Annotated in this window: 7 protein-coding genes and 1 tRNA gene; 3 read left to right on the forward strand and 5 right to left on the reverse strand. The window is 34.3% G+C overall.

Annotated features, from left to right (window positions below):
• The first annotated feature begins 48 nt into the window (after positions 1–48).
• Both CQ046_RS23125 and CQ046_RS23130 read left to right on the forward strand, forming a co-directional pair.
• Positions 49–122: transfer RNA gene (locus CQ046_RS23125), tRNA-Asp, on the forward strand.
• Between the two features lie 250 nt (positions 123–372).
• Positions 373–1602: a site-specific integrase gene (locus CQ046_RS23130; RefSeq protein WP_105704530.1), complete on the forward strand. Its 1230-nt coding sequence runs from the start codon at positions 373–375 to the stop codon at positions 1600–1602.
• Positions 1603–1915: 313 nt separating this feature from the next.
• On the opposite strand, the gene CQ046_RS23135 is transcribed toward CQ046_RS23130, so the two are convergent.
• Genes CQ046_RS23135 through CQ046_RS23155 form a run of 5 tightly spaced genes read right to left on the reverse strand, consistent with a single transcriptional unit; the run spans position 1916 to position 6715 of the window.
• On the reverse strand, positions 1916–2272 hold the full coding sequence (locus CQ046_RS23135; RefSeq protein ID WP_105704524.1) for a hypothetical protein: 357 nt from the start codon (positions 2270–2272) through the stop codon (positions 1916–1918).
• A 15-nt stretch (positions 2273–2287) separates the two neighbouring features.
• A complete protein-coding gene (locus tag CQ046_RS23140; RefSeq protein ID WP_105704525.1) occupies positions 2288–2716 on the reverse strand; it encodes a hypothetical protein in 429 nt (142 codons plus the stop codon).
• A 25-nt stretch (positions 2717–2741) separates the two neighbouring features.
• Positions 2742–4331, reverse strand: a complete 1590-nt coding sequence (locus CQ046_RS23145; RefSeq protein ID WP_165790584.1) for a beta-carotene 15,15'-monooxygenase — start codon at positions 4329–4331, stop codon at positions 2742–2744.
• On the reverse strand, positions 4324–5388 hold the full coding sequence (locus CQ046_RS23150; protein ID WP_105704527.1) for an HlyD family secretion protein: 1065 nt from the start codon (positions 5386–5388) through the stop codon (positions 4324–4326). The genes CQ046_RS23145 and CQ046_RS23150 overlap by 8 nt, the downstream gene beginning before the upstream one ends.
• A 4-nt stretch (positions 5389–5392) precedes the next feature.
• Positions 5393–6715, reverse strand: a complete 1323-nt coding sequence (locus CQ046_RS23155; protein ID WP_105704528.1) for a TolC family protein — start codon at positions 6713–6715, stop codon at positions 5393–5395.
• Between the two features lie 133 nt (positions 6716–6848).
• On the opposite strand from CQ046_RS23155, the gene CQ046_RS23160 reads away from it, so the two are divergent.
• Complete coding sequence (locus CQ046_RS23160; protein ID WP_105704529.1) at positions 6849–7652, forward strand: helix-turn-helix domain-containing protein; 804 nt, start codon at positions 6849–6851, stop codon at positions 7650–7652.
• Positions 7653–8213: the final 561 nt, after the last annotated feature.

Genomic DNA, 8213 nt, shown 5'->3' on the forward strand with positions numbered 1-8213 from the left:
AGTCCCGTCCGGATCGCAGAAGTTTTCTCAATTTCTTTTAAAAAAATTGATCCGGTAGTTCAGCTGGTTAGAATGCCGCCCTGTCACGGCGGAGGTCGCGGGTTCGAGTCCCGTCCGGATCGCAACTATTAAATCAAAATAGTACAAAATGCTGTAAAATATATGTTTTACAGCATTTTTTGTTTTGTGCCTGTTCCAAATGGAGCTAAAAAACCACAACTTGAAAGTGACCTATTCAGTGACCTATTAGAAAGGTTGAAAAAGGTCACTGAAAAGTAAAGAAGAAAGCCTATTCATGGGCTTGTTCAGAAATTGAACATCTTGTGGGAAGTTTTTAATGAATTTAATTTAAAATTTTTAAAAACGGCACATATGAATAAGACCTTCAACCTGCTTTTTTATCTCAAAAAAGCTAAAATTAACACCCAGGGAGAAGCACCCATCTATTTGAGAATTACTATTGATGGTAAAATTTCTGAAATCAGTACAAAACGCACTGTATTACCTTCAAAATGGAACGCCCAGGCTCAAAGTGTAAAAGGGTCTTCAGAAGAATGTAAATCGCTTAATTTCTATCTTAAGACATTTGAGCAGAAAGTTTATGATACCTATCATACACTAATAAGGGAGAGTGAACCGATAAGTTGTCAAATTCTTAAGAACAGGCTATTGGGAGGTGATCAAAAAAATCGAATGCTGATTCCAATATTTGAGGATCATAACGACAGGATGGAGAAATTAGTAGGGATGGAGTACGCTAAGGGAACCTTAACCCGCTATAAAACCTGCTTAAGCCATACCAAAGAATTTTTGCAATGGAAATATGAGATTTCTGATATTGATATTAGGAAAATTAATTATGCTTTTCTTAATGATTTTGAATTTTTTCTACGAACTGAAAAGCTTTGTAGTAACAATACAGCCTTAAAATATATTATGAACTTTGGGAAGATCATCAGAATTTGCTTGAATCATGGTTGGTTGGAAAAAGATCCATATATGAATTATGATTCAAAGTTTGATGAAGTAACAAGAGTATTTCTTAATGAGCAGGAACTGGAAAAGCTTTTTACCAAAGATTTCAAAAATATGAGACTATCATTGGTGAGAGATATATTTTTATTTAGCTGCTATACGGGGCTGGCATACATTGATACTCGAAAGCTAACTACCAACAACATCAATATTGGATTGGATGGAACCCGATGGATTTTTACTAAACGACAAAAAACGAAAACAACCTCTAACATTCCATTGCTTGCCCAAGCAGAATGTATCGTTGAGAAATACAAAAATCATCCGACCTGTGTAAATAGTGAAAGATTACTTCCTATTCTCAGCAATCAAAAAATGAATTCTTATCTGAAAGAAATTGCTGATCTGTGTGGTATCAATAAAGAATTAACCTATCATATAGCACGTCACACCTTTGCGACAACAGTTACCTTGTCAAATGGGGTTTCCATCGAGAGTGTGAGTAAAATGCTTGGTCACAAAAATATGAGGACAACCCAGCAGTATGCGAAAATTCTGGATAGTAAAGTGAGTGAGGATATGATTTCTTTAAAACAAAAATTCCTTGATAAGATTGTTTCGAATTAATTAGATGCCGTATTTTTCTATTTTTTTATTAGAAAATATTAAACGTAAGAACTATGTAGCATTAATAAAGATTAGTCGACCTGAAGAATATATCATAAAAGGCATGGATCCTTTTGTATTAAAAGTTTCCATGCTCACAAACACTATTTCGTAAAAAAGTTAACAGACTTTTTAGCTAAAAATATTACCTCTTAATCTAATAAAAGCCTTCTATCGTATTGATAATCGACTTTGAATAAATAAATTTATGAATCATCTCTATTTAATAGCCCATTGAAAGAGCATATCTAGCTTTTAATCAATCCTTTTTAACTTAGTATAAATCTTTGCAACAAAAACACAATTTATAAATTCCTTTTAAACCTGTTTTAATTTTCTCAATCATTTCTGAGAAGTTAATGTTATTCTCAACGGTGCTAATAGAAGTGGCTATTCCTTTTATATTGTGTTTAGTGTTTGATACAGCAAACACATAGATTATTTCAGAGTCATATTCGGTTTCGTAGCAAATGTATATCTTATCAATAGCAAATTCAGATGTGTTGAGATTAGTAATTTTTTTTGTGTCAGTCGATCCTGAAAGCATAGATTTCAGGATGTCGAAATCCAGAGCATATCCTTCGTTCAGCAATTCTGAAATTACGTCATGCAATAATATAATTTCTTCCATTTTAAAATTTTAGAGTTATTTCCAGCTGCCCTGCATTGAAATTTCGAGATGTTCACCTTTAACCTCCATATCTATGGGAAAAATGATTTTATAATCATCCATATGAACAGAACACCTGTCAATGTATCCAGTTATATTGCCCCACAATTCCAAATGATAAGAAGTACCGTACAAGTTCATTTCAGGTGATGGATACATTTTCAGAGTTGCAGGAAGCGGTAAATCACTGGGATAAAGTTCAGTCTCTGCAATACTGATTTTACTTTCCTCTTGGAAAACTTTGATAAAAAGTTTTTGTTCCGGAAGGGATTTTTCTTTTTCAAATTGTTCTAACTTTACTGTATTCAATTGAAAAGTCCGGTCGTCATTCTGGCATGAAAAAAGAAAAAATAAAGATGATACAAGGAAAAATGAAATGATCTTTTTTGTACTATTTGTTTTCATAAAATTAATTTAAAAATTGATATGTTTATGCTGGTGATAAACGTTTCGATTTCAGGTAAAGCACTGTACGATTGAGATAAGGAAAAAGAAGAATCAGCAGCAATGTTATTGAAAGCATCCAGACCATCATTTCATAATAATCCATTGCAAATCTTAGTTGATTCTGTAAATTCACTCTCTCTCTTAGCAATTTTTCAGCTCCCTTTACGGCATGATCTTCAAGCATTCCTTTTCCACAAAGCTTCATGGTCTGTCGATGCAGGAAGTCTTTTATTGACGGATCTATGGCGCTTAAACGATCCTGAAAAGCGTTGTAATGCCTACTCTTTTGATATAATTCATAGTAATTAATCAATGCAATACTTGCGCAAAATCCTAAATAACGAATAGCCAATGCTGTGGCGGCTGCAGACGGGCCAATTTGCAGTGGCACCGAAGAGATAATGTAAATGATGGTCGGGACCATAATGAGACCAATTCCTAACCCTTGGATAAACAAGGGAATAAAATAGTTAAATTCGTCAGCCTGTACATCAAATGAAAAATACATTACTGCATGAAACATCAACAAGGTAAAGAAACCGGGCACCCAAATACTTCTGATATTTTTTTTCTGCAAAACCAGACAACAGGCGACAATAATTCCCGTAATAAGTCCTAAAAGATTGAAGATATTGATGTAAGAAAGATAAAACGGATCAAAATGAAGAACGGAAATAAAGTAACTATTTGTAATTCCTGAGGCAAAACGACAGATATACATTATAAAAAGAATGACAAGACCTACAGTAAAGTTTCTATATCTGAAAACACTCAAGTTTATATATGGTCTTTTTTTAAACATTTGACGGAATACTAACAGTACCAGTAATGCTCCGATTGCAATTGTACTTCCTAAAATACGGTTATCTTCTAACCAGTAATATTCTTGTCCAAAAACTGTAATATATCCGATTAGTATAAGTAAGGTACTGAACATAGCAAAGCTTTCCCAATCTAATTTATAAAGTGGAAATCTCGAATTGATACGGTAATGTCTCATGGTTATTGCCAGAAAAATAAATCCTGGAAAATATAAAAACACTGCACCTTTATAGATATTGTTAAAATTATAAGAGTCAATAAGATCCGCCGTAATCAAATTATTAAACGGCAATGCACATATTAGAATTCCAAAGAATACTGAGAAGCTAATCTCCCGGCCTCTTTCACTGCTCAATCTGGTAAATATTAAACTTAGAGATAAATTTACATTACAGGCAAACAGCATTCCTTGAATAAAACGTACTGGAAAAAGAATATGAATCTCATTCGTATAATAACAGATGAGACACGCCATAATCTGAAGTGTCATAAACAATAGAAAATATTCTTTTGCGGCAAGAAAGCTAAAAAACCTTCTTTCAAGACTGTAAAATCCAACATATCCGGCATAAAACAATGCAACAGAAAACTGAATATCCGCGGGTTCACAACCGTAATATCCAGCTGCTGCATTTATATTTGCCAAAGGAAGAAAAAATATAGTAATTCCTGGGAGTGTCATCATAAAAAGAATAATTTTTACAAGCCATTCCGGAATCCATTTTTTAAAAAAAGGAATCTTTCTAACCATTAGAACGTTTTTTGCCTGCATATACATTGACGTTCATGCCTACTTTCAGCACATCAATATCTTTTCTTTTCCCATCTATCTTGATCCTTACTGGAATACGTTGTACAATCTTTACATAATTTCCTGTAGAGTTATCAGGAGGTAATAACGAAAAACTGGAGCCTGTCGCAGGAGAAAGAGAAATAATAGTTCCCCTAAACTCCCTGTCAGGATAAGAGTCTGCTACAATTTTAACATGGTCACCGATGCGCATATCTTTAATCTGGGTTTCTTTATAATTAGCAACTACCCATTTGTCTGTTTCGTTGTTTACAATAAAAGCTAATGTTTCACCAGCATCAATCATCTGTCCTACTTCAACTGTTCTCCGTCCCATTCGTCCGTCGTAGGGCGACACAATAACGGTATAAGAGACATCCAGTTTATGACGGTTTAAAAGTGCCTCGAGTTTTGTTATTTCCGCATGTACAACGGTTTTCTCAGCTTGAATATCGTTTATTTTTGATTTAGACGCTGCGTAAATATCCTGGGAAGCTTGATATTCACTGTTGTTTACATCCAATCCTGCTTTTACATCTTCGAGACGTTGTTTTGTAGCTGACTCTTCATTGTAAAGACTCTGATATCTCTTATAATCAAGTTCTTGCTTCCATACTTTGGCCCTGTTAGCTTCTACTTTAGCTTGTGCTGAAGCAGCCTCCTTTTCCATCGTACGAGTAGTACTTTCTAATACTTTTATTTGAGCACGAGCCCTTTGAAGGGCAGCCTGTGTTTGCTCTTGCTGCAATACATATTCTCTGTTGTCAATAATTAAGAGAGTGTCTCCTTTTTTCACTTCCTGATTTTCCTCGAACTTTACATCAACGATAAATCCACCAGCCCTCGAAATAACGGGATTTACATATTCCTGAACCTGAGCATCATTGGTCTGTTCGTATTTGTAAAAATTTAAAAGGGTAAAGATTCCCCAAATTGCAAGTGCAGCAACAATGAGACCTGAAACCCATCCGGTTATTTTGGTAATTAATTTGTCTGTAGGAGTATATTTCTTTTTCATATTTTTATAAAATCCCTATGATATTTTGTAATAAGTAATAATTGTTTTGTGCAAGGATCTTAGCCGATTCCAGCTCAAATTTTGTTTGTAATAACTGAATGTCTGCGTCCAGTAGATCTGTAACCAGCGATGTTTGGCTGAAGTACGTATTTTTAATAATCCTTGCATTCTCTTTGGCTTGTATAACATTTACTTCTGCCACCTTAATTTGTTCCAATGCTTCCTGATATCTCAGGTAAGCTTCCTTTACCTGCTGTCTTACTTTATCTTCAGTATCTTTATGAGTTTCTTCTTCTTTCTCAAATTCAATTTTTGCAGCTTTTACTTTTTGAGGGTTGTGATAAAGGGATGACAAAGAAAATGATGCTTTTACACCAACAACTCCCAAAGAATACCAATATGGATTATAGGGGAAAAGGAAAATCTGCGGATTGGCATAATAAAATTCTCCGTATAAACCGATCTTGGGAGTAACATTTGCTTTTACTTGCTTAAGCTTTAGCATGCTAAGCTCTGTGTGCTGTTCTGAAACATGATAGTCAAAAGAATGTTCCAAGGCGCTGTTCAGATATTCATCATAGGTAGCCTTTTCATCCCATTCACTAAATGGAAATTCGGGGATTATAATCTGCTCGTCGGGAACTCCCAAAATAATATTGAGTTTTTGGGTGGCTATGAGAATATCATTTTCTATAGTAATTAGGGCCATTTCACGACGGGAAAGTTCAAGTTCGATTCTCAGCAAATCACTTTTCAAAACAACACCGTTTTTATAAAGTGATTTTATTTCTTTTAGTTGCGCTTTTTGATCACCAATATCATTCTTAATTAAATCTCTGAAAATAAAGATTTTTTGAAGGTCAAGGTACAATGCAGCTGTTTTATAATGAATATCAGAAATTGCCTTCTTCTTTTGAATTTCTCTTATCTTCTGTAGTGTTGCATTTTCTTTAATTTTAAGGTTCAGCTTATTTCCGTTATAAATGTTCAAGTAGAAATCTGCCCCAACTTTATAAAGTGTGTGGATTATCTCATGTTGTGATGGCTTAGAAAAAAGGCCGTTTTCATAGATGGGTATATTAGAAGCCTTTTCAGCAGATCCCTTTACTTCAATTTCCGGAAGGCGTTCCATTTTTGCATCCTTTAGTTCAGCATTAGCAATTTCTTCTTCCATATTTTTTATTCTTATATGGCGGCTATTCTCTTCAGCTTTTTGCCATGCATCTTTTAAAGTTAGTCTAAGAGTATCACTTTCGAGACTGTTTGCGTTGGCCAACAGGACAGGACTACCACCAAATATTAGTAGTCCGATTAAATAGATTTTCATCTGAATTTTTCGAATTATTATGCTTGCAAATTTATCAGGTCTTAAGAGATTTATTTTATCTAAAATAGTCAAGTATTACATAATTCCGGCCAAATTATTATATTTGCATAATTCTAAATTATAGGATTCTGATATGGGACTTATTGCAGCTCTTCCAGACATTGATAAATATGATAATAGTGTATTTGTAATGCATGAAGCATCAGAAAAACTCATCCCTTTTCATAAACACACGAAGGGGCAGCTAAGTTACGTGGAGGGAGGAATTGCGTATATAACTATTGACAATCGTACTTATGTTGTCCCTGCAAGACATTTTTTTTGGATTCCTCAAGGTTTAGAACATATCCTTCAGATTGGTCACTCGGCCACAGTGCTACGATCGCTATACTTTTACGCTCACGATGATTTTTCCGATGCTTTTTTCAGTCGGCTAGGTATTTATCCCGCCTCTGAGCTCCTGATACAAATGATTAAATATACCGAAATATGGGACGAAAGGCACGTAACTTCAATGGACGAAAATTTCGAGTTTTTAATAGCGTTAAAAAAGATTCTCCCGGGAACCCATAAGCAACCTTTACCTATCATCCTTCCTGTTACCCAGAACAAGCAAATGTTGAGAATTGTTAATTATCTTGAAAATACTATAGAAGAAAAGCATAGCCTTACGAGTATAAGTAAAAAGTTCGGGTTGAGTGAACGTTCACTTTCACGCCTTTTTAAGACCGATATGGATATTTCTTTTCTTCAATATCTGAAAACGCTAAGGATTATTAAAGCTATCGAATTGCTTCTGAATACAAACAAATCAATTAACGAAATTGCAGATGAGGTGGGGTACAGTTCAATTAGTTCGTTCAGTGATACTTTTCGTGAGTTTACAAGATCCAGGCCCACCGATTTGAGAAAGGTCAATGTTAAAACGTCTAAATAATAGTCACTTGGGAGCAAATTCAAACTCATATAAAAACATTATTATCCTTAGGGGTCTGGAGTATAGTAAGCTGCCTGGGCTTTTAGCGGTATTTAAAGTTACATAACGGCTGTCGGTGGGATCTTTAAGAACCAGTAAACTTGTATTATACTATTGAAATTTGGCTGCATTGTTTGTCAATTGACTTCGAAATTCTTTTTTGGTATTTTTAGAACATTCACTTTCGAATGAGACATAGTTTACCAATGTTATCTTTAAACCATTATTATTTTAATGTGTCAAAATTTGATCTTCAATCAGTTAAAGTCTGGAAAAGATTAAAAACTCTTTCAGTGGCTCGTGCAATTATTGTTTTTTCACTACATGACAATTGGTTTAATGCGTGACATTCTTAACATAAGTTTTATCTAATTGCTCTTTAGGTCTATAATGCAACTGATTGACGACAATGTTTTCAGTTCCTATGTTAGTTATAAATTCTGCTGAATCTGTCTCACAACTGAGGCAGATTCTTTTTGTTATAAAAGTACTTGTTTTACTGTTTTATTTTCATTACATTTA

Origin of the sequence: Chryseobacterium sp. MYb7 (assembly GCF_002979455.1) — a bacterium.
Lineage (GTDB): Bacteria > Bacteroidota > Bacteroidia > Flavobacteriales > Weeksellaceae > Chryseobacterium.

Coding starts and splice junctions, on each gene's coding strand:
- CQ046_RS23130 (WP_105704530.1), top strand. CDS start 373: ATGAATAAGACCTTCAACCTGCTTTTTTATCTCAAAAAAGCTAAAATT.
- CQ046_RS23135 (WP_105704524.1), bottom strand. CDS start 2,272: ATGGAAGAAATTATATTATTGCATGACGTAATTTCAGAATTGCTGAAC.
- CQ046_RS23140 (WP_105704525.1), bottom strand. CDS start 2,716: ATGAAAACAAATAGTACAAAAAAGATCATTTCATTTTTCCTTGTATCA.
- CQ046_RS23145 (WP_165790584.1), bottom strand. CDS start 4,331: ATGGTTAGAAAGATTCCTTTTTTTAAAAAATGGATTCCGGAATGGCTT.
- CQ046_RS23150 (WP_105704527.1), bottom strand. CDS start 5,388: ATGAAAAAGAAATATACTCCTACAGACAAATTAATTACCAAAATAACC.
- CQ046_RS23155 (WP_105704528.1), bottom strand. CDS start 6,715: ATGAAAATCTATTTAATCGGACTACTAATATTTGGTGGTAGTCCTGTC.
- CQ046_RS23160 (WP_105704529.1), top strand. CDS start 6,849: ATGGGACTTATTGCAGCTCTTCCAGACATTGATAAATATGATAATAGT.